Here is a 19,974-nt window from a genome sequence, read left to right as displayed (position 1 = left end):
GCGCCTGTTCTTCTTGCGATCGGACCAAGAAGGAGTCAGCGACGGGATGTCCAAATTTCAGTTTCCACCAAGTATCGCCAGCCGCCCGGTCTATGGCACGCTGGAGCCGCGGCCCGGCAAGGCGCATTTGATGATCGCCGATGCCGAGGGCGCCGAGGCGCTGCTGGATCTGGCGGCAAGCGATGCCGCGCTGTTTGCCAATGCGCATATCATCTATATCCCCAAGAACACCGGCGAGGCCTATGTCGAGCGGCTGCGCGCCCTGGGTCCGGCGCAGTTCTATGTGGGGCCCAGCTATGCCGCCTCGGTCCAGCGGATCCGCCGGGTGCTGTCGGATGCCCATATGGGGCTTCAGGTCTATCTGGCCGGAACCGAGGGGCTGATGGGGCAGGCCCAGAACGAGGCGATGCAGGCGGGCATTCCCCATGGCGCGATCCAGACCGAGCATCGCGGCTCGGTCGCGCGGAGGATGCAATGCGTGCATTGCAAGGGCATCACCGAGGATGTGACCACCGACCCCTTCGTCTGTTCCCATTGCGGGCTGAACCTGTTCGTGCGCGATCACTATTCGCGCCGTCTGGCCGCCTTTCAGGGGGTGTGCATCGACGCCGAGGACCCCGGCAATGTCCCCGAACCCGTGGAGCTTTACAAATGAGTGCAGCCCCCCAGAAAGCCAAGGCAGGCGCCGAAAAGATCGAGGTCACCGTCAGCGCGGTCGTGCCGCTCAATCCGCTGGTCACCCGGTTCGAATTCACCCGCCGCGACGGCCAGCCGTTTCCGCCCTTTTCCGCCGGTGCCCATACCGTGGTCGAGATGCGCGATGGCGCGCGGACCCGGCTCAATCCCTATTCGCTGATGTCCGATCCGGGCGATAGCAGCATCTATGCGATCTCGGTGCGGCGCGATGATCAGGGCAGGGGTGGTTCGCTCTTCCTGCATAATCAGGTCAAGGTCGGCGACCCGATGACCATCACCTATCCGGTGAACCTGTTCCCGCTGGATCTGCGCGGGCGCAAGCATGTGTTCCTGGCCGGTGGCATCGGCATCACGCCGTTCCTGGCGATGATCGCGCATCTGGAACGGATGGGCGGCGCCTGGGAGCTGCATTACTCGTGCCGCTCCAGGGAGCTGGGCACCTATGTGGACGAACTGACCTACAAGCATCCCAACAAGGTGCATGTCTATTTCGACGATCAGGATCAGGCCATCGGGCTTGAGGACCTGCTGGATGGTCAGCCGCTGGGCACCCATGTCTATGTCTGCGGTCCCAAGGGCATGATCGACTGGGTCCACGCCACCGCCGCCGCGCATGGCTGGCCCGACGAGAACGTGCATTCCGAGGAATTCCTGGCCCCGCAGCCCGGCAAACCCTTTGAGGTGCGCCTGTGCAAGTCCGACATCACCATTCAGGTGGGCGAACATGAAAGCCTGCTTGAGGCGATGGAACGCTGCGGCGTCGACGCGCCCTTTCTGTGCCGGGGCGGCGCCTGTGGCCAGTGCGAAACCGATGTGGTCTCATCCGATGGCGACTTCGTGCATCGCGACCACTGGCTGGACGATGACGAACACGCCAGCGGGAAAAAGATCATGCCCTGCGTCAGCCGGTTCGTGGGCAAAAGCCTCGTGCTGGACCGGTAGAGGAGACCGCGATGACGATCCAATTCAACACCGAAACCTTTCGCGACGATTACTCGTTCCGCAATTCGGACTGGGCGATCAAGCGCTTTCCCTTCCCGTTCCACGAAGACAGCTACATGTATTCGGTGAACATGGAGCAGCACCGGGGCGGCCCGGCGGGCTCGGTCTATGAAAAGCGGTTCGACGTGGACGAGCACTACGTCTCGGAAATGGCCGACCGCGCCATCGTGCTGGCCGAGGATCCGCTGCGCTGCCAGTCGCTGCCGCATATGACGCTGGCGGGCTGGGACACGCTGGAACTGATCATGGTCAGCAAGTCCGAGGATTACCCTGACCTGTTCGAACTGCATCGCGACGGCGACCGCTGGCGCTGGATCAACAAGCCGATGGGGATCGACCACACCTTTACCTTCCTTGATGAAACCACGCTGCCCTGCGGGCCGCTGGAATACATCACCCGGCAGGCGCAGGGCGATTACGCGGTGCTCGATCAGCGCGGCGACATGCTCTACATGGATGCGGGCATGGTGACGACACAGGCGGACTGGAGCCTGGATTTCGACATCGGCATGGATTTCTTCGAATGGCACGCGCCGGTGCCGCTGGCCCATGAGATGGGCATCTTCAAGCGGGCGCTGAAATTCCTGCTCAACATCCAGCAGGGGGCGCCTGCGCGGCGGCTGAACTGGACCATGACGGTCAATCCGCTGCTCGATACCAGCCCCGAGAACTATCACAAATGGGGGGTGCAGAAGACCACGCTGACGCCCGAGAATATCGGCGCCAAGCAGCATCTCAGGGTCGAATTGCAGACCTTTTACCGGCTGCCGCGCTCGAACGCGCTGTTGTTCCCGATCCGCTGTTACCTGATCGCGTTTCAGGATCTGGTGACGGTGCCGAAATGGGGCCGCCGCCTGCACCGGGTGGTGCGCGACCTGCCCGAGGAGCTTGCCACCTACAAGGGGTTCATCGCCAATCGTCCTTTGATGCTGGAGTATCTCAGCCGGTATGACGACGGGCTGCCGACTTCGCCGGGGATCTGGCCCGATCTGGAAACGGAGCCGCCGTTGCAGACGTAACGCGCAAAACAAGGCCGGGATGCGCAAGCGCGTCCCGGTCCGGGCGGCTCAGCCCTTTTTCTGCTGCGGATAGCAGATCACCGACAGATAGCGCGTCGGCAATTCCACCAGACGCTCTGGCCCGTGCGGCGCGTCGGCGTCAAAGAACAGCGTGTCGCCCGGCTCCAGCGGATAGATCTCGCTGCCATGCAGGTAGTCGACCTTGCCTTCGAGCATGTAGATCATCTCGATCCCGTCATGCTGAAAGGTCTTGAACGTGTCCGACTCCGTGCTGAGCGTGATCAGATAGGGTTCGACGATGACACCGCTGGAATTTGACCCGATATGGCCAAGCAGGCTGTATTGATGCCCGGCGCGGGTGCCGGCGCGCTCGATCTCCAGACCCTGGCCCGCCTTGGTATGGATCGCCTCGCGCTTTTCCTCGTAGCCCTTGAAGAACGCGGTCAGCGGCACCGACAGCGCATTGGCCAAGGTTTGCAACGTGGTGAGCGAGGGCGAGGTGTTGCCGTTTTCGATCTTGGACAGCATCCCGATCGACAGGTCGGTCAGTTTCGACAACTCGGCCACGGTAATGCCCTGCTGCTTGCGAAAGGCGCGAACCTCGCGGCCGATGGCGACCTCGAGAACCTTCTCGCGTTCCTCGCGAACGCTATGGGGATCTTGCAAAAGCTGTGTCATGCGGAGATCCTTTGCAGCATTCATGGGGGTTCCTCAAGCTCTTCCTGTATTGCCCTGCGGTCAGTTCTGCTTCAACTCTAGCCGTTATTCACCACATTGCATAATTTTTTCTCTCCAATAAAATTCCCACCGTGGAATGACAAGCCAAAGGATCGCCCGGAATGACCACACGTATCGGGTTTCTGCTGTTTCCGGGCTTTCCCATGGCCTGCCTGACCTCGATCATCGAGCCGCTGCGCGCGGCCAACGAGATCTCGATGTCGGACAGTTTCGCCTGGCGGCTGGTGTCGGAACTGCCCCACAAGGTGGTGTCGAGTGCGGGCATCACCTTTGATCCGGACGCCAGTCTGGAGACCGTGGCGGCGCTTGACTATCTGGTGCTGCTGTCTGCCCCGGTGGCCCGGTTCGAGAACCCGCGCACCGCCTCGCTGCTGCGCCGGATCGAACGGCACGGCACCGTGTTGGGCGCGATCAGCGGCGGCGTCTTTCCGCTGGTGCGCAGCGGCGTGGTGCGCGACGAGCGCCTGTCGGTGCATTGGTGTTACGAGGCGGCGTTTGCCGCCGAATTCCCCGAGATCCGCCGCAGCAACGAGGTGATCGAGATCTCGCCGCGTCTGCTGACCGCCTCAGGGGCGGCGGCGGCCTTCGACCTGGCGCTGAGCATGATCGAGGCAGCGCTGGGCGCCAACGTGGCCAACGAGGTCGCCTGCTGGTTCCAGCACCCGATCATGCGCAAGGCGGGAGTGAAACAGGCGCTGCCGATCCATCAGGCCGCCGATGCCGAGGGCGAAATGTCGCCGCTGGTGGGACGCGCCGTTGAAATCTTTGCCGAGAACCTGGCCGCGCCCGCCAGTATCGCGATGATTGCCGAGCGGCTGAACATCACCCCCCGGCATCTGGAGCGTTGTTTCAAACAGGCCACCGGACAGAACCCGACAGGCTATTTCCGCCACCTGCGGATGCAGGCGGCGCGTCAGATCGTCATGTATACCAATGACAGTATCTCGGATGTTGCAGCGGCGGTGGGCTATGCCAACGCCAAGCCGCTGGTGCGGCATTACCGCGAGGCCTTTGGCCTGACCCCGCAGCAGGACCGCAAGCGGATCAACCTCTACCGGGTCGAGGGCAACCTGCCGGTGCCCTCGGTCTGATCAGAACGCCGCGCGCATCGCCACCACCAGCGCGTGATGCAGCGAGCCCGCCGCCGAGCGTGGCCCCAGCACCGTGATATGATCGGGTGCCCGGCACAGCAGGAAACAGCCCAGATGGTCGATCGCGCTGCGCACCGCCTCGCCCCCGGCAAAGGCGCGGGTATTGGCGGGGCAGAGCCGTTCGAACACATCCGCCAGATTGTCGCCGGTCAGGTCGAACCGGCACCAGGCATCGGTCTGTTCGGTGACGCTGGCCGCGCCATTGGCGCGGGCAGCCAGCTGCGCGGCCAGATCCTCGTGCGTGCTCAGCGGCGCCTCGACCATCCATTGATCGGGCCCCATCCAGAAGGCGCCGGGCGTGCCGGGGCAGAGCCGGGCCGGGGCCGGGGGCGCAGCGCCCAGAACCTCGGTCAACAGGGTTGTCGTCTCGGCCTCGCGGCCAAGCCGCGCCGCGACCGAGGCCAGCGCCGTTTCGGTCACTTCGGTCAGGGTCACCGGGCCATGGCTCTCGACCACCGGAGCGGCAGCGCCCAGCGGCGTTATCGGGTTCAGATCATGCACGCAGACGCTCTCCTTCTGGATCGACGAAATGGGCGCTTACCACCTCGACCTCGTGGTCGAGCCCGGTCAGCGGGCTGACAAGGCGAACGATCTCGCCCTTGCGGCTGTCGCCGGATTTCAGAAAGCCGATGCCGATATGACAGCCCAGGCTGGGCGAGTAGCAGGCCGAGGTGACATAGCCCTGGTCATGGGCGGCATCGACCGGGTCGCCCCGGGTCATCAGATGCGATCCGGCGGGCACCTTGTCCTGCGGATTCACCGGGCGGAACCCGACCAGTTTCAGCGCATCCGCTTCGTTCAACCCCTCGCGTTCGGACAGGGTCGAGCCGATCGAGTCCTTCTTCTTGGACACCATCCGCCCCATCCCGAGGTTGAGCGCGGTGGTGGTGCCGTTCAGCTCGTTGCCGGCGGCATGGCCTTTCTCGATCCGCATCACCCCCAGCGCCTCGGTGCCATAGGCAACCACGTCGAATTCTTCGCCCGCCTGCATCATCCGCCGGATCAGCGCGTCGCCATAGCGGGTGGGAACCGCGATCTCATAGGCCAGCTCGCCCGAGAACGAGATGCGGAACAGCCGCGCCCGCAGCCCGCCGCAAACGGTGATCTCGGCACAGGCCATGAAGGGAAAACCCTCGTTCGAGATGTCATGCGCCGGATCGACGATCTTTTGCAGCAGCTTGCGCGCATTGGGTCCGGCCACGGCAAATTGCGCCCAGGCCTCGGTGGTCGAGATCAGCTGCACATCCATGTCCGGGAACAGGCATTGGCGCACGAATTCCATGTGGCGATAGACCGCCACCGCATTGGCGGTGGTGGTGGTCACCACGAAATGATCCTCGGCCAGACGCGCGGCGGTGCCGTCATCCATGGCGATGCCATCCTCGCGCAGCATCAGCCCATAACGGGTGCGCCCCACCGCCAGCTTGGCAAAGCCGTTGCAATAGACCTTGTTTAGGAACTCGGCCGCATCGGCGCCCTGCACGTCGATCTTGCCCAGCGTGGTCACATCGCAGATGCCGACCGACTTGCGGGTCTGGGTGACCTCGCGGTCGACGCTCTGGCGCCAATGGGTTTCGCCGGGGCGGGGGAACCATTGCGCGCGCAGCCACATGCCGACCTCGACAAAGATCGCGCCCTGTTCCTCGGCCCAGACATGGCTGGGCGTCTTGCGGGTGGGGCGGAAATCCTTGTCGCGCGAGCGGCCCGCAAAGGCGCCCATCGCCGTGGGCGTGTAGGGCGGGCGGAACATGGTGATGCCGACCTCGGGGATCGACTTGCCCGCCACCTCGGCCATGATCGCCAGACCGGCCATGTTCGAGGTCTTGCCCTGATCGGTCGCCATGCCCAGCGTGGTATAGCGTTTCAGGTGCTCGACTGAGACGAAGTTCTCCTGATGGGCCAGTTTCACATCCTTGGCGGTGACGTCGTTCTGCTGATCGACCCAGGCGCGCTTGGCGCCCCTGACGTGCCAGAAGGGGGTGACGTTGACCGGCGCGTCCTCGGCCTGGGGCAGGGCGGCGGGTTTCGCCGTGATGCCCAGATCGGACAGTGCCTGCTGCGCCGCCGCTTGCCCCGAGGCCAGCGCGCCATGGGTGCTGAACACGCCCTGCGCCGCGCCCGCCGGGATCAGGCCCACCGGCAGGGTGCCGCCCGGCACAAAGGCCGCGATTGCCTGGTCCCAGACCGGGCGCCCGCGCTGGTGGCAGGTCAGGTGCACGTTCGGGTTCCAGCCGCCCGAGACGCCCAGCCCGCCGACGCTGAGCGTTCGGGTGGTGCCGGTGGCCAGCGTCACCTCGACCGTGGTCAGGCCCAGACGGCCTTGGGTATTGGTGACAGTCGCGCCGGGGATGGTCTCGTAATCGGTGGTTTCGGGCGCGCCCGTGCGGGTGTCGATCACCACGGCGCTGACCCCCTGCGCGCTCAGATCCCGCGCGGTGCGATGGCCGTCGTCATTGTTGGTGAACACCGCCACCGCGCGCGCGGGTGTTGCCGCCCAGCGGTTGGCATAGCTGCGCAGGGCCGAGGCCAGCATGATGCCGGGGCGGTCGTTGTTCTCGAACACGATCGGGCGTTCGGTTGCCCCGGCGGCCAGAATGGCGCGGCGCGAATAGACCCGCCACAGGATCTGACGCGGTTTGCCCGACAGCGGCTGGGGCAGGTGGTCGCTGACCCGCTCGACCACGCCATAGATACCGTGGTCAAAGGCGCCGATTACCGTGCTGCGCGTCATCAGCCGCACATTGGGCATGGTCTGCAACGCGGCGGCGGTTTCGGCGGCCCAGGCCGCGCCGGATTGGTCACCCAGCGCAAAGGTTTCGGCATTGAGCCGCCCGCCGGGCAGGAAATCCTCGTCCGCGACGATCACCTGCGCCCCCGATTGCGCGGCGGTCAGTGCCGCCGCCAGCCCGGCCGGGCCAGCGCCGATCACCAGAAGGTCGCAATGCAGAAACCCCTTGTCATAGCTGTCGGGGTCGGGCGCGTGGCTGAGCGTGCCCAGCCCTGCCGCCTTGCGGATGATCGGCTCGTACACCTTCTCCCAGAAGGCGGCGGGCCACATGAAGGTCTTGTAATAGAACCCGGCGGCAAAGAAATTGGACAGTCGGTCGTTGACCGCCATCACGTCCCATTTCAGCGAGGGCCAGCGATTCTGCGAATTGGCGCTCAGCCCGTCGAACAGCTCGGCGGTGGTGGCGCGGGTATTGGGTTCCTTGCGGGCGCCCTCGCGCAGCTCGACAATGGCATTGGGCTCCTCGGAGCCCGCGCTCATCGGTCCGCGTGGGCGGTGATACTTGAACGAGCGCCCCATCAGCCGGACATCGTTGGCCAATAGGGCCGAGGCGAGCGTATCCCCGGCAAAGCCCTGATACCGGCGCCCGTCAAAAGTGAAATTCAGCGGCTTGCTGCGGTCGATCAGACCGCCGTTCAGACGATTGGGGCCGGTCATCTGGAGCGTCCCTCCTTGCGGGCCACGTCGCGGGCCAGTTCGACGGATGTGATTTCATGCGTGGTGGTGTCGCGGGTCACCACCAGCCATGAGCGGTCGCCCTGTTCGTGAAACCACAGCTCGCGGTGCAGGCCCGCCGGGTTGTCGCGCAGATAGCCATAGTCGATGAACTGCTCCAGCGCGTCGGGGGCCTGCCAGTCGGGGCGGCGGATCAGGGCGGCGTCGCCCTTGTAAATGAACTCGCTGCTGTCGCGCGGGCCCAGAATGGGGTGGTCGATCAACATGTCCGGTGCCCTCTCAATGCAGGTTGGGCTGGTTGCCCATGCCCTTTTCGTCGATCATCCGCCCGCGCGCGAACCGGTCGAAGCGATAGGCGGTGGCGGTCTTGTGCGGGTTGTCGGTGGCCAGAAGATGCGCATAGGCAAAGCCCGAGGCGGGCGTCGCCTTGAACCCGCCGTAGCACCAGCCGCCGTTGAAATAGAGCCCGCCGATATGGGTGCGGTCGATGATCGGCGAGCCGTCCATCGACATGTCCATGATGCCGCCCCAGCTGCGCAGCAGACGGGCGCGGCCCAGCATCGGAAAGATCGCCATGCCGCCCTCGCAGACATCCTCGATCACCGGCAGGTTGCCGCGCTGGGCATAGGAGTTGTAGCCGTCGATATCGCCGCCGAATACCAGCCCGCCCTTGTCGGACTGGCTGCAATAGAAATGCCCCGCGCCAAAGGTGATCACCCCGGGCAACAGCGGTTTCAGACCCTCGGAGACAAAGGCCTGCAACACGTGGCTTTCGATCGGCAGGCGCATGCCCGCCTTTTCCATCAGCCGCGAGGAGGACCCGGCGACACAGGCCGCCACCTTGCCCGCGCCGATCACCCCGCGCGAGGTTTCGACCCCGGTGCAGGTGCCGTTCTCAATGCGGAAGCCGGTGACCTCGCAATTCTGGATGATGTCGACGCCGTGCCGGTCGGCGGCGCGGGCATAGCCCCAGGCCACCGCGTCGTGGCGCACGGTGCCGCCCCGGTGCTGCGCCAGCCCGCCCTTGATCGGGAACCGGGCATTGTCGACATTCAGGAACGGATAGCGTGCCTTGATCTGTTCGGTGCTGAGCAGGTCGGCATCGGCACCGTTCAGCATCATCGCATTGCCCCTGCGGATGAAAGCGTCGCGCTGGGCGTCGGAATGGATCAGGTTGAGGATGCCGCGTTGGCTGACCATCGCGTTATAGTTCAACTCCTGCTCCAGCCCCTCCCACAGTTTCAGCGAGAACTCGTAGAACGGCTCGTTGCCGTCCAGCAGATAGTTCGAGCGGATGATGGTGGTGTTGCGGCCCACATTGCCGCCACCGATCCAGCCCTTTTCCAGGACCGCGATCCGCGCCTGGCGGAACTCCTTGGCGAGGTAATAGGCAGTGGCCAGCCCATGGCCGCCGCCGCCGATGATGACATAATCATACTGCGCCTTGGGCGCGGCATCGCGCCAGGCCGGTCCCCAGCCGCGGTGACCGGTCAGCGCCTCTTTGATGACCCGTAGTCCTGAATAGCCCATCGAATCCGACTCCCTTTGCCCCATGCTGGCTGGAAACCGGCCCCGAGTCGCGGACATCTTCGGACCACTTGGGGTTCAAATCGGACATGCCCATCAAAAGGCGCGGGCCTGTGGCGAGGTCAGTCCTCGCTGTCGAGCACCCGCCGGGCGACGCGGAAACACTCCAGCGCCTGCGGTACGCCGCAATAGATGCCGATCACGTGGATGATGGCGCGGATCTCGTCGCGGCTGACCCCGTTGGTGCGCGCGCCACGGCAATGGATTTCCCATTCATGCATCTTGCCCAGCGCGCCGATCATGGCGAGGTTCATCATCGAGCGGGTCTTGGGCTCGATCACGTCGTCCCCCCAGCCAAAGCCCCAGCACCAGGCGGTCATCGCCTCCTGAAAGGGGCGGGTGAAGTCGTCGGCGGCGGCGAGGTTCCTTTCCACGTAATCGGCGCCCAGCGTGGCCTTGCGCTGTTCCAGCCCCTTGAGGAACAGGTCTTCGTCGAATGTGTTCATCTTGTCGCTCCGTTTCTGTGTTGCGGTGGCCGAAATCCGGCGCGGATTTCGGGCCGATGTCTTTTCAAGACATCGGCTCGGCCGCAACCGCCTCGCGCATCCAGGTCTGCAGGTGCAGGATGGAATGTTCCGAGTTTACGCCGCAAGCGGGATCGACCACCAGCGGCCCCGGCACATAGCCGCGGGAACGCAAACCGCGCTGGACCGACTCCACCAGCCGGATATCCTCCTCGACCGTGGTGGCGCGGTCCTGTTTCGCCATGCGGCGCACGGTTTCGTTCTCGGCGCCGCCGACCGAGTACCAGCCGCGCCAGACCACCACCCGGCCCGCATCCACCGCGCGCCAGTGATAGGTGTTCAACAGGTTGCCGGGATAGACCTGGAACGAGAACATCGGCCAGAGAAACCAGCTCGAATAGCGGTCGTTGTTGGGGAAACCGCTGTCGATGTCGTAAGTCATCTGGCTCAGATCGTTGCATTCGGTCGTGTGGCGCAGGCAATAGCCCTGCGGCTGGATGTCATAGGTCTCGGGCCGGATCACCCCGGTGGAAAAGGTCGGGTGGTTCAGGCTGCAATGGTAGCATTCGGAATAGTTCTCGACCGAGACCTTCCAGTTGCAATCTTCGGGGATCTCGACCCATTCCAGCGGTTTCAGATCGGACCAGTTGGGGACAAAGGCCTCAAGCTCGGCCCGCACGTTCGGGAACCAGTCGTCCATCGGCTGCGCTTCGGGGTCAAGGTTGACAAAGACGAAGCCGAGAAAGACCTCGGTCCGGACCTCGGTCAGGCAGATTTGCGCGGCGTCGAAACCGGGCACCGATTTCGCGTTGGGCGCGGCGCGCAGGCGACCGGTCAGCTCATAGGTCCAGGCGTGGTAGGGGCAGACGACGACACGGGTCGAGCCGGTGCCGCTGACCAGCTGATGCGCCCGGTGCTGGCAGACGTTGTAAAAGGTGCGGATCACCCCGTCGCGGCCCCTGATGCAGAACAGGCTTTCAGTGCCAAGCTCAAAGGCGAGATAGTCGCCAGGCTGTTCCAGCTGGCTGGCATGGCAGGCAAACTGCCATGTCCGGGCGAACAGCCCGGCCTGCTCGGCAGCATAGATCGCCGGATCGGTGTAATAGCGCGCCTCAAGCGAGCGCACCGGGGTGGCGTTGATTGTCATTCCGGCTCCTGCAGATAGAGGCCTAACTGGTGGCGGCGGCGGTGAAAGCTCTCGACCCGCGTCACGATCTCGTCATCGGCCACCGCGATGACAAAACTCAGCAACGTTTCCAGAAGCGCGATGGTCGAGGCCGAGGACGGAAAGAACTGTGGTGTGTCGACCGCCACGACAAAGCCATGTTGGGCGGCGCGGATGATCGGGCTGGCCGGGCTGTCGGACAGCGCGATGACGGTCAGCCCCTGGTCGCGGGCGATGCGCACCGCCTCGACCACTTCGGAGCGGTAGGGGCGGCTGGTCATCGCGATCAGCACGTCGCGCTGATCGGCCCAGGCCAGATCGTCCACCGCTGTCGAACCGGGGCGCGGGATCGCGTGGAAATCGGTCATGCCGGTCGAGGCGAGATAGGTGAAGGCGCGGGCATTGGCGTTGTTCACGCCCACGCCCAGAGTGAACACCTGCCGACTGTCCCAGATCGCCTCGGCCGCTGTCTTCAACCGCTCGGCGTCGATGCCGGCAAAGGTCTCCTCGATATTGCGGATCGCGGCGCCCACCATGTCGGCGTATAGCCCGCCCAATTCGCCCGAGCGGCCGATATCCTGCAACCAGCGCGCCCGGTCGGGAAAGCTGGCCGTGCCGCGCCGGATCGCGTCGCGGAAGGGCGCGCGGAAATCCTCGTAGCCATCAAAGCCCACCTGGCGCGCCATGCGGACAAAGGTGTTGGGCTTTACATTGGCGGCCTCGGCAATCTCGCGCACCGTCGAGACCCCCACGTCGGCGGGATTTTCCAGCACATAGCGCGCGGCCTTTTGTGCCTCTGGCGTCAGGGCGTCCCACTCCGCAGTGAGGCGGTTCAAAACTGAAGATGATACATTTGTTTCATTCATGATTGACGATGGTACAAATGTGGCATTAGCCTGTCGAGAGAAATCGCGACTCGTGAAGTGGAAAATTTCATGCCCCAGCAGAGCCTGCCCACCCATGCGCGTGTGGTCATCGTCGGCGGCGGCGTCATGGGGGTGGGCCTGGCCTATCACCTGGCGCATGAAGGGTGGGGCGGCGATACCGTCCTGCTGGAAAAGGCCGAACTGACCAGCGGCAGCACCTGGCACGCGGCCGGGCAGATCACCCATTCGACAAGCTCTTTCGGCCTCGGCAAATGCGTCGATTACAACATCGGCCTCTATTCCGGAAAGCTCGAGGCCGAGACTGGGCAGGCGGTCACCTGGCATGGCTGCGGTTCGTTCCGGCTGGCCTATACCGAGGATGAGATGGACTGGCTGCGCCATACGCTGTCAGTGGGCACCGCGCTGGGCTTCAACATCGAGCTTGTCGGGCCGGAGCGGATCGCCGAGCTGCACCCGTTCTACAATCTCGAGGGCGTGCTGGGCGCGCTGCACACACCCGATGACGGGCATGTGGACCCGACAAACGTGACCATGGCGATGGCGGCGGGCGCGCGGGCCAAGGGCGTGCGCATCTTCCGCCACACCCGCGCCACCAACATCACGCAAGCCGCGAATGGCGAATGGGTGGTCGAGACCGAAAAAGGCACGATCACCTGCGAACATGTGGTCAACGCGGGCGGCACCTATGCCCGGCAGATGGGCGAATGGTCGGGTCTGCAACTGCCGATGACCTCGATGACGCACCACTATTTCGTGACCGAACCGGTGCCCGAGTTCCAATCGCTGGACCGCGAGTTGCCGGTCATCCGCGATGATCGCAAGGTCTCGGGCTATATCCGGATGGAGCAGAAACGCGGCCTCATCGGCATCTATGAAAAGGCCAATCCCAATGCCGTCTGGATCGACGAATGCCCGTGGGACTATGAAAACTGGCTGTTCGATGCCGATTACGACCGGGTCATGCCCTGGCTCGAAGAGAGCCTCAACCGCATGCCGATCTTTGCCAATCTCGGTATCCAGCGCGAGGTGCATGGCGCCATTTCCCACCCGCCCGACGGCAACCCTTTGATCGGCCCGGCGCCGGGCGTACGCAACTACTGGTGCTGCTGCGGCACCCAGATCGGGATCGGCTGGGGGCCGGGCCTGACACGCGAACTGGCGCGCTGGATGGTGCATGGCGCCGCCGATATCTCGATGCGCGAGTTCGACCCGCGCCGGTTCGGCGCCTATGCCACCAAGGACTGGCAGGTCGTGAAGGCCAAGGAAGACTACTGCCTGCGCCACGAGATCCCGTTTCCCCATTTCAACCGCCTTGCCGGGCGTCCGGTGAAACCCTCGCCGCTTTATGACCGGCTCAAGGCCAAGGGTGCGGTATTTGAGGAAGTCTATGGCCACGAACGCCCACGCTGGTTCGCGCGCGGGATCGAACAGCGCGATTACTATGGGTTTGGCCGCACCCCGGTGCATGAGATGGTCGCGACCGAATGCGCCGCCGTGCGTACCGCCGCTGGGATCATGGATATCTCGGCCTTTACCAAGGTCGAGGTCTCGGGCCCGGACGCAAGCGTGCTGCTCGACCGTCTCACCGCCAACCGCCTGCCGCAACAGGTGGGCGGCATCGCGCTGACCCATATGCTGAACCGGCGCGGCCGGATCGAGCTGGAAACCACCGTGGTGAAGCTGGGCCAGGACCGTTACTACCTTGTCTGCGCCGCCTTCTTCGAACAGCGCCTGCTGGATCACCTGGCCGCGCATCGCGGCACGGCGGAGATCACGATCCGCACCCTCTCTACCGACTGGGCCGCGCTGGCCCTGAACGGCCCGCGCGCGCGTGATATGCTTGCCGCCTGCACCGATGCCGACCTGTCGAACGCGCACTTCAAATGGCTGACCGCGCAGCAGATCACCGTTGCGGGCCACAGCCTTTGGGCCCTGCGCATGTCCTATGCGGGCGAACTGGGCTGGGAGTTGCACATCCCCCGCGACCATGCGCTTGCGGTCTATGACGCACTTTGGGCGGCGGGCGAGGGCCATGGCCTGACCGACTATGGCAGTTTCGCGATGAATGCGCTGCGCATGGAAAAGGCGTTCAAGGGCGCGGGCGAGTTGACCAACGAAGTGACATTGGCCGAGGCCGACGTGCTGCGCTTTGCCCGCACCGACAAGGAGTATCTGGGTCGGGACAAGACGCTGAACACCGGCAACCTGCCCTGGGTCTGCGCCTATCTCGAAATCGAACCCGACGGCCGCTTCGACGGCAATGGCGGCGAGGCGGTCCGGCTCCACGGCAAGGTGATAGGCTCCACCGCCTCGGTCGCCTATGGGCATACGGTCGGCAAGATCCTCGCCTTCGCCTATGTCAAACCGCAGGTGAACCTGCCCGGAACCGAGGTCGAGGTGATCATTGCCGGACAGCCACGCAAGGGCCGCATCCTCGGCGCGCCCGCCTATGACCCGGACAATGCCCGCCCCCGTGCCTATCTTCAGGCGGAGCCAGTGTAATGATCCGGTCCGGTCCTTCATTCCGCTGCAAATACTCCCGCCGGAGGCATCCGACCCCACCCCCCGGCACCACGCCTGAGCACAAGACGGATCGCCTCCACGCACTGCCAATGGGCGCCGATCCCGGCAAGCCTCTTCTCCAGCAGTGGGCAGCGCTGGGCAAACCTGTGGCGGTAAACGCATGACACGCATCACCCGCATATCGCTCTGGCATGTGCCGCTGACCAGCCACACCGCCTACTACATGGCCGATGGCAAGACCTGCGACACGGTCGAGACCGTGGTGATCGCGGTTCAGACCGATACCGGGATAACCGGCTGGGGCGAGGTCTGTCCGATCCCGCATTACCTGCCTGCTTATGCGCGCGGTGTCGCCCCCGCATTGCAAGAGCTGGTCCCGGTGATCCTGGGCGCCAATCCCGTCGGCCCCGAGGCGCTGATGGCGCGAGCCGACCGGCACCTGCCCGGCCACCCCTATGCCAAGTCGGCGCTCGATATCGCGCTGTGGGACATCACCGGGCAGGTGGCGGGACTGCCGCTTTATGCGTTGCTGGGCGGGCAGCGCGCGGCGGACATGCCGCTTTATCATTCGATCACCTGTATCGCACCCGACGAGATGGCCCGTATCGCGGGCGAGGCGCAGGCGCAGGGGATCACCCAGTTCCAGGTCAAGCTGGGCGCCTCGGGCGACTGGCAGACCGATGTTGAGCGGCTGGCAAAGGTACGCTCGGCGGTCGGGCCGGGGCCGCTGGTCTATGGCGACTGGAATTGCGGCGCGACCTCGCTGGAGGCGATCCGGGTGGGCCGGGCCGTCTCGCATCTCGACATCATGCTGGAACAGCCCTGCGCGACGCTGGAGGATTGCGCCCGCGTTCAGCGCGCCACCGGCCTGCCGATGAAGATGGATGAACTGGCCCATGACACCGCCTCGCTGCTGGCGGCGCACAGGCTGGGCATCATGGATGCGGTGGCGCTGAAGCTGTCGAAATTCGGCGGGCTTTCGGCCACCCGCCGGGCGCGGGATCTGTGCCTGCATCTGGGCGCCCGGATGTGCATCGAGGACACCTGGGGCAGTGATATCACCACCGCCGCGCTGCTGCATCTGGGCGCTGCGAGCGACCCGGGGCGGGTGCTGAATGTCTGCGATCTGTCGGGCTATGTCGCTCCGCGACTTGCCCCGGATGCGCCGGTGCGCGCAAATGGTTGCATCGCCCCGCCCAAAGGCGCGGGCCTTGGCATCACCGTCGACCGGGGCGCATTGGGCGTACCCGACCTGATACTGGATTGACCGCATGACCCAAACCGATCCCGCCTTTCAGAACCTTCTGGCCGAGTTTCAGGCGCTTCATGCGCGCGAACCCGCCCTGGCCGGTTTCGCGACCCTTCCCGACAGTCTGACGCCACAACCGATCACGCCCGTCCGCATCCCGCCCGCCGCGCTGATGGAGAGCGATCCGGACCTGACGACCACCGCCTATGCGGCGATCCGCGATGCCTTCATCGCCGCAGGCGCGGTGGCCCAGTGGCGACTGACCTATCAGGGCTCGCGGCTGGGGGCCGATTTCATGGACCGGTTCGGCTGCTACTGCCTGATCGGCGAGGGCGGGCCCTTTGCCTGCGACGGCCTTGCGGCCTATGTGGTCTACATGCCGGCGGGGCTTTACTATCCGTTCCACCAGCACCCGGCCGAAGAGATCTATTTCATCCTGGCAGGTGAGGCCGAGTTCCTGATGGAGGGGCATCCGCCCCGCCGTCTGGGGCCGGGCGATCATGTGTTCCACCCCTCGGGGCGCGCTCATGCCACGCGCACCCATGATCGCCCCTTCATGGCGTTGGTTCTGTGGCGCGGCGATCTGGAAACCGCGCCGGTGCTGACCTATCCGGAGGGAGAGATATGATCCGACTGAACAGCCAGGCCGATTGGATCGAGCGCGCCCGCGCGGTGCTGCCCGCTGCGGGGTTCGGCAATTTCGACCCCGCTGCCATCATCGCGCGCGGGCAGGGCGCGCGGGTCTGGGATCAGGACGGGCGCGAATACGTGGACTATCTGATCGGATCGGGACCGATGCTGCTGGGCCATGGCGATCCCGAGGTGATGGAGGCGGTGCTGGAGCAACTGCCGCTGGGCATGACCTTTTTCGCCAACAACACCAAGGGGATAGAGCTGGCCGAGGCGATCGTTCAGGCGGTGCCCTGTTGCGAACAGGTGCGCTTTGTCACCTCGGGCGGCGAGGCGGACATGTACGCGATCCGGCTGGCGCGCGCCTATACCGGCAAGTCCCGGATCGTGAAATTCGAGGGCGGCTATCACGGCATGTCGGCCGAGGCACAAATGAGCCTTGCCCCCGCCCGCGCGGTCAATTTCCCGACCCCGGTGCCCGACAGCGCCGGTATCCCGCAGGGGGTGGCCGATCAGGTGCTGGTGGCCCCGTTCAACGATCTCGAGGCGGTGGCCTCGCTACTGGCCGAGCATGACGACATCGCCGCGATCATCGCCGAGCCGCTGCAACGGATCATCGCGCCCGCGCCCGGTTTCCTTCAGGGCCTGCGCGCGCTTTGCGATCGCCATGGGGTGCTCTTGATCTTTGACGAGATCGTCACCGGCTTTCGCCTCGCCTATGGCGGCGCGCAGGAACAGTATGGCGTGACCCCCGATATCGTCACCCTGGGCAAGGTGATCGGTGGCGGCTTCCCGCTTGCGGCGCTGGGTGCCTCGGCCCGGATCATGGCGCATTTCGACAAGGGGGCGGTGGGGGCCGAACGCTGGCTGATGCAGCTGGGCACCCTGTCAGGCAATCCGGTGGCGGCGGCGGCGGGGCTCAAGACGCTCGAGGTCCTGCGCCGTCCGGACCAGTACGCGCGCCTGCGCGATCTGGGTGCACGGTTGATGGCGATGCACGAGCGGGCACTGACCGCACAGGGCATCGCGCACCGCTTGTCGGGCGACGCCACTCTGTTCGACGTCTATTTCACCGAGGCCGCCTGCACCGATTACCGCACGGCCCGCCATGCCGAGCCCGAGCGGGCGCAGGTCTGGAACGCGGTGCTGCGGGCCGAGGGCGTGTTCAAGTCTCCGGGCAAGCTCTATCCCTCGCTGGCGCTGGGCGAGGAGGAGCTGGAGCGGACCGAAGCGGCGCTAATCCGTGCGGCGGTGGCGGTCGCGGCGGTCAAGGGATAGGCGAGGGGTATCGCCGGGCCATGGGGACTTGTGCCACGGGCGCAAAGACCTAAGCTGGAGCGATGGATCCTGTTGCGGACCTCAATCACTGGATGATGACCCGGGGTCGCTGTTCTGACGATCCTGTCGAGGTGGTGTCGCGATATTGCGCGACACTTGTGGATGCCGGCGTGCCGCTCTGGCGGGTCAATATCGGCCAGCGGTTTGCCAACCCCCTGCTGATCGCGTGGGGCATCGTCTGGACGCCCGATGGCACCGAAACCTATGATGTCACCCATGCGCGCATGCTGACAGACGACTATATCGGCAGCGCCTTTGAATACATCCTGACCCATCAGAAACCGCTGCACAAAAGCCTTCGCGGTCTTGATCGCGACAAGGACCATGTTTCCTATCTCGAATTCGCCGAGGCGGGAGGCACCGATTATTACGCGACGCTGCTTGAATATGGGGACGGATCGCTGCACGGCTGCACCTTTGCCACCCGCGACAGCGGCGGGTTCAGCCCGGAACACCTGGCAATGATCGAGGCGTCGAAACCGGGCCTGTCCTCGGCGCTGGAGCCGATGACGATGCGCAAGTCCACCCAAAGCCTGCTGCGCACCTATCTTGGCGACGGGCCATCGCGGGAGGTCTGGAACGGGACCGTCAGGCGCGGCGCGCGCAAGACGCTCGACGCGGTGGTCATGTTCACCGATCTGCGCGGCTTTACCGCCTTTTCCGAAACCGCGGGCGAGGACGCGGTCTTTGACGCGCTGGACGGGTATTTCGAACTTGTGGTCCAGTCGGTGGAAACCATGGGCGGCGATGTGCTCAAGTTCATGGGGGACGGTATTTTGTCGGTCTTCGTGATTTCCACGCCGCAAGAGCGGAACGGAAAGTGCCGGCAAGCAACCCGCGCGGCGCGTGGGATCCTTGAAGGGCTGTCGGCCCTGAACGATACGCGCAGGGAAGCCAACCGGTCACCGCTGGACATTGGCATCGGGATCAATGTGGGCCGGGTCAGCTATGGCAATATCGGCAGTCCCGGCAGGCTCGACTTTACCGTTCTGGGACCGGCGGTGAATGCGGCAAGCCGGATCGAGGGGTTGACCAAGACACTCGGCAATCGGGTGCTGGCCACGGCTGCGGTGGCACAGGCGTCACCTGGGATGTTCACGCCGCGCGGCAGTCACCGGATCCGCGGTCTCAGCCAGGAAATCGAGGTCTTTGGCATGATCGAACCGACCGGCTGAAACACCAAAAGGCGCGTCTGGTCCGACCCCGGTTCGGGATCGACCCAGCCCTCAGAACTCGGCAGTGGCGCGCATGGCCAGCGCGCCGTCCGCGCGCCGGGCCCAGAGTGTGAGGCTGTCGCCTTCGGCCCGGCCCTGGATGTCAAAGGGGGCAAGGCCGGCAATCGGCGCCAGCCCCCGGAACGAGAAGGCGCGCAGGGGCCGGCCCGCCTGTGCGCAGGCCAGATCGGCCAATAGGGTGGCGGTCAGTGGGCCGTGAAACACCAGCCCGTCATAACCTTCGACCGTGCGGGCATAGTCGACATCGTAATGGATCCGGTGGCCGTTGAAGGTGAGCGCCGAATAGCGGAACAGCATCACCTCGGTCGGCGCGATCCGGCGCGAGAACTCGGCATCATCGGGCGCGGGGGCGGGGGCGGGCGCCGGGGCATCCGGTGCCGAATCCTCGCGATAGACGATGTCATGTTCTTCGGTCAGGGCGGGAACGCCATCCTGGAACAGTTCGTGCTGGACGGTGACAAAGCAGAGCTTGCCGCTGCGCCCCTCCTTCTCGGTGATCGAGGCGATGGTCGAGCGTTTGCTGGCGGCCCGGCCCAGGATAAGCGGGCGGTCAAAGTGGAACCGGCCGCCCGCCCACATCCGGCGCGGCAGCGAAACGGGCGGCAGGAAGCCGCCCTTTTTCGGATGCGCGTCACGGCCCAGTTCGCTGGCGCGACGCGCCTCGAGGAAATAGAGCCAATGCCAGAGCGGCGGCAGCGCGTCGCCTTCGGTCAGGTCCGGCTCGCGGTCGAGCGTGGCCTGAAGAAAGCGCGCGGGTTGGGCGCGCAGCGTGTCCTCGGTGCTCTCCTGCCGGCCCAGCCAGTCTTGCAGATTGCTCTCGGTCATCG

At 65.1% G+C, this 19,974-nt stretch carries 18 protein-coding genes; 9 read left to right on the top strand and 9 right to left on the bottom strand.

What is annotated here, in order from left to right:
• Nucleotides 1-13: 13 nt before the first annotated feature.
• From dmmA to dmmC, 3 genes are read left to right on the top strand one after another with little or no spacing between them, the layout of a single operon-like run.
• Nucleotides 14-655 (top strand): dimethylamine monooxygenase subunit DmmA, encoded by a 642-nt coding sequence (gene dmmA, locus AC2FNY_RS19970; RefSeq protein ID WP_496803540.1) that lies wholly within the window; start codon nucleotides 14-16, stop codon nucleotides 653-655.
• On the top strand, nucleotides 652-1,638 hold the full coding sequence (locus AC2FNY_RS19965; RefSeq protein WP_234170843.1) for a PDR/VanB family oxidoreductase: 987 nt from the start codon (nucleotides 652-654) through the stop codon (nucleotides 1,636-1,638). The genes dmmA and AC2FNY_RS19965 overlap by 4 nt, the downstream gene beginning before the upstream one ends.
• An 11-nt stretch (nucleotides 1,639-1,649) precedes the next feature.
• A complete protein-coding gene (dmmC, locus tag AC2FNY_RS19960) occupies nucleotides 1,650-2,717 on the top strand; it encodes a dimethylamine monooxygenase subunit DmmC (RefSeq protein WP_234163978.1) in 1,068 nt (355 codons plus the stop codon).
• Nucleotides 2,718-2,765: 48 nt separating this feature from the next.
• On the opposite strand, the gene AC2FNY_RS19955 is transcribed toward dmmC, so the two are convergent.
• Nucleotides 2,766-3,395 carry a helix-turn-helix domain-containing protein gene (locus tag AC2FNY_RS19955; RefSeq protein ID WP_193385774.1) on the bottom strand — a complete coding sequence of 210 codons (630 nt, stop codon included), beginning with the start codon at nucleotides 3,393-3,395 and terminating at the stop codon, nucleotides 2,766-2,768.
• 161 nt (nucleotides 3,396-3,556) lie between these two features.
• Between AC2FNY_RS19955 and AC2FNY_RS19950 the strand changes: the two genes are divergently transcribed.
• Complete coding sequence (locus AC2FNY_RS19950; RefSeq protein WP_234166768.1) at nucleotides 3,557-4,546, top strand: helix-turn-helix domain-containing protein; 990 nt, start codon at nucleotides 3,557-3,559, stop codon at nucleotides 4,544-4,546.
• Here the strand turns inward: AC2FNY_RS19950 and AC2FNY_RS19945 are convergent, their stop codons facing one another.
• The 7 genes from AC2FNY_RS19945 to AC2FNY_RS19915 all read right to left on the bottom strand — a co-directional run bounded on the left by AC2FNY_RS19945 (nucleotide 4,547) and on the right by AC2FNY_RS19915 (nucleotide 12,151).
• Nucleotides 4,547-5,107 (bottom strand): sarcosine oxidase subunit gamma, encoded by a 561-nt coding sequence (locus tag AC2FNY_RS19945; protein ID WP_496803539.1) that lies wholly within the window; start codon nucleotides 5,105-5,107, stop codon nucleotides 4,547-4,549.
• Nucleotides 5,100-8,051 (bottom strand): sarcosine oxidase subunit alpha family protein, encoded by a 2,952-nt coding sequence (locus AC2FNY_RS19940; protein WP_496803538.1) that lies wholly within the window; start codon nucleotides 8,049-8,051, stop codon nucleotides 5,100-5,102. Before AC2FNY_RS19940 ends, AC2FNY_RS19945 begins: the two co-directional genes overlap by 8 nt.
• Entirely contained in the window at nucleotides 8,048-8,335 is a 288-nt protein-coding gene (locus AC2FNY_RS19935) for a sarcosine oxidase subunit delta (RefSeq protein WP_496803537.1), read from the bottom strand. The genes AC2FNY_RS19940 and AC2FNY_RS19935 overlap by 4 nt, the downstream gene beginning before the upstream one ends.
• 13 nt (nucleotides 8,336-8,348) lie before the next feature.
• Nucleotides 8,349-9,599, bottom strand: coding sequence for a sarcosine oxidase subunit beta family protein (locus tag AC2FNY_RS19930; RefSeq protein ID WP_496803536.1), 1,251 nt, complete (start codon nucleotides 9,597-9,599; stop codon nucleotides 8,349-8,351).
• A gap of 119 nt (nucleotides 9,600-9,718) precedes the next feature.
• Nucleotides 9,719-10,102, bottom strand: coding sequence for a carboxymuconolactone decarboxylase family protein (locus AC2FNY_RS19925; RefSeq protein WP_496803535.1), 384 nt, complete (start codon nucleotides 10,100-10,102; stop codon nucleotides 9,719-9,721).
• A gap of 64 nt (nucleotides 10,103-10,166) precedes the next feature.
• On the bottom strand, nucleotides 10,167-11,267 hold the full coding sequence (locus AC2FNY_RS19920; RefSeq protein WP_238906224.1) for an aromatic ring-hydroxylating oxygenase subunit alpha: 1,101 nt from the start codon (nucleotides 11,265-11,267) through the stop codon (nucleotides 10,167-10,169).
• Nucleotides 11,264-12,151, bottom strand: a complete 888-nt coding sequence (locus AC2FNY_RS19915; protein ID WP_234163971.1) for a MurR/RpiR family transcriptional regulator — start codon at nucleotides 12,149-12,151, stop codon at nucleotides 11,264-11,266. The genes AC2FNY_RS19920 and AC2FNY_RS19915 overlap by 4 nt, the downstream gene beginning before the upstream one ends.
• 69 nt (nucleotides 12,152-12,220) lie before the next feature.
• On the opposite strand from AC2FNY_RS19915, the gene AC2FNY_RS19910 reads away from it, so the two are divergent.
• The 5 genes from AC2FNY_RS19910 to AC2FNY_RS19890 all read left to right on the top strand — a co-directional run bounded on the left by AC2FNY_RS19910 (nucleotide 12,221) and on the right by AC2FNY_RS19890 (nucleotide 19,087).
• Nucleotides 12,221-14,674, top strand: coding sequence for an FAD-dependent oxidoreductase (locus tag AC2FNY_RS19910; RefSeq protein WP_496803534.1), 2,454 nt, complete (start codon nucleotides 12,221-12,223; stop codon nucleotides 14,672-14,674).
• 181 nt (nucleotides 14,675-14,855) lie between these two features.
• On the top strand, nucleotides 14,856-15,962 hold the full coding sequence (locus tag AC2FNY_RS19905; RefSeq protein WP_234178130.1) for an enolase C-terminal domain-like protein: 1,107 nt from the start codon (nucleotides 14,856-14,858) through the stop codon (nucleotides 15,960-15,962).
• A gap of 4 nt (nucleotides 15,963-15,966) precedes the next feature.
• Entirely contained in the window at nucleotides 15,967-16,572 is a 606-nt protein-coding gene (gene dddQ / locus AC2FNY_RS19900) for a dimethylsulfonioproprionate lyase DddQ (RefSeq protein WP_234140815.1), read from the top strand.
• On the top strand, nucleotides 16,569-17,852 hold the full coding sequence (locus AC2FNY_RS19895; RefSeq protein WP_496803533.1) for an aspartate aminotransferase family protein: 1,284 nt from the start codon (nucleotides 16,569-16,571) through the stop codon (nucleotides 17,850-17,852). Before dddQ ends, AC2FNY_RS19895 begins: the two co-directional genes overlap by 4 nt.
• Before the next feature lie 62 nt (nucleotides 17,853-17,914).
• Entirely contained in the window at nucleotides 17,915-19,087 is a 1,173-nt protein-coding gene (locus AC2FNY_RS19890) for an adenylate/guanylate cyclase domain-containing protein (protein WP_496803532.1), read from the top strand.
• 51 nt (nucleotides 19,088-19,138) lie between these two features.
• Here AC2FNY_RS19890 and AC2FNY_RS19885 read toward each other — a convergent pair whose 3' ends face one another.
• The gene (locus AC2FNY_RS19885) at nucleotides 19,139-19,972 is read right to left on the bottom strand and encodes an HTD2 family dehydratase (protein ID WP_496803531.1); all 834 of its coding nucleotides are present in this window, start codon (nucleotides 19,970-19,972) and stop codon (nucleotides 19,139-19,141) included.
• Nucleotides 19,973-19,974: the final 2 nt, after the last annotated feature.

It is taken from the genome of Ruegeria sp. BHSC223, from assembly GCF_059613025.1.
Note: the sequence above shows the minus strand (reverse complement) of the source record. Positions and strands in the feature narration are given on the sequence as shown.

What these genes read in the sequence shown, in the direction of transcription:
- AC2FNY_RS19965 (WP_234170843.1), top strand. Translation starts at nt 652, where the DNA reads ATGAGTGCAGCCCCCCAGAAAGCCAAGGCAGGCGCCGAAAAGATCGAG.
- dmmC (WP_234163978.1), top strand. Translation starts at nt 1,650, where the DNA reads ATGACGATCCAATTCAACACCGAAACCTTTCGCGACGATTACTCGTTC.
- AC2FNY_RS19955 (WP_193385774.1), bottom strand. Translation starts at nt 3,395, where the DNA reads ATGACACAGCTTTTGCAAGATCCCCATAGCGTTCGCGAGGAACGCGAG.
- AC2FNY_RS19950 (WP_234166768.1), top strand. Translation starts at nt 3,557, where the DNA reads ATGACCACACGTATCGGGTTTCTGCTGTTTCCGGGCTTTCCCATGGCC.
- AC2FNY_RS19940 (WP_496803538.1), bottom strand. Translation starts at nt 8,051, where the DNA reads ATGACCGGCCCCAATCGTCTGAACGGCGGTCTGATCGACCGCAGCAAG.
- AC2FNY_RS19935 (WP_496803537.1), bottom strand. Translation starts at nt 8,335, where the DNA reads ATGTTGATCGACCACCCCATTCTGGGCCCGCGCGACAGCAGCGAGTTC.
- AC2FNY_RS19930 (WP_496803536.1), bottom strand. Translation starts at nt 9,599, where the DNA reads ATGGGCTATTCAGGACTACGGGTCATCAAAGAGGCGCTGACCGGTCAC.
- AC2FNY_RS19925 (WP_496803535.1), bottom strand. Translation starts at nt 10,102, where the DNA reads ATGAACACATTCGACGAAGACCTGTTCCTCAAGGGGCTGGAACAGCGC.
- AC2FNY_RS19920 (WP_238906224.1), bottom strand. Translation starts at nt 11,267, where the DNA reads ATGACAATCAACGCCACCCCGGTGCGCTCGCTTGAGGCGCGCTATTAC.
- AC2FNY_RS19915 (WP_234163971.1), bottom strand. Translation starts at nt 12,151, where the DNA reads ATGAATGAAACAAATGTATCATCTTCAGTTTTGAACCGCCTCACTGCG.
- AC2FNY_RS19910 (WP_496803534.1), top strand. Translation starts at nt 12,221, where the DNA reads ATGCCCCAGCAGAGCCTGCCCACCCATGCGCGTGTGGTCATCGTCGGC.
- AC2FNY_RS19905 (WP_234178130.1), top strand. Translation starts at nt 14,856, where the DNA reads ATGACACGCATCACCCGCATATCGCTCTGGCATGTGCCGCTGACCAGC.
- dddQ (WP_234140815.1), top strand. Translation starts at nt 15,967, where the DNA reads ATGACCCAAACCGATCCCGCCTTTCAGAACCTTCTGGCCGAGTTTCAG.
- AC2FNY_RS19895 (WP_496803533.1), top strand. Translation starts at nt 16,569, where the DNA reads ATGATCCGACTGAACAGCCAGGCCGATTGGATCGAGCGCGCCCGCGCG.
- AC2FNY_RS19890 (WP_496803532.1), top strand. Translation starts at nt 17,915, where the DNA reads ATGGATCCTGTTGCGGACCTCAATCACTGGATGATGACCCGGGGTCGC.
- AC2FNY_RS19885 (WP_496803531.1), bottom strand. Translation starts at nt 19,972, where the DNA reads ATGACCGAGAGCAATCTGCAAGACTGGCTGGGCCGGCAGGAGAGCACC.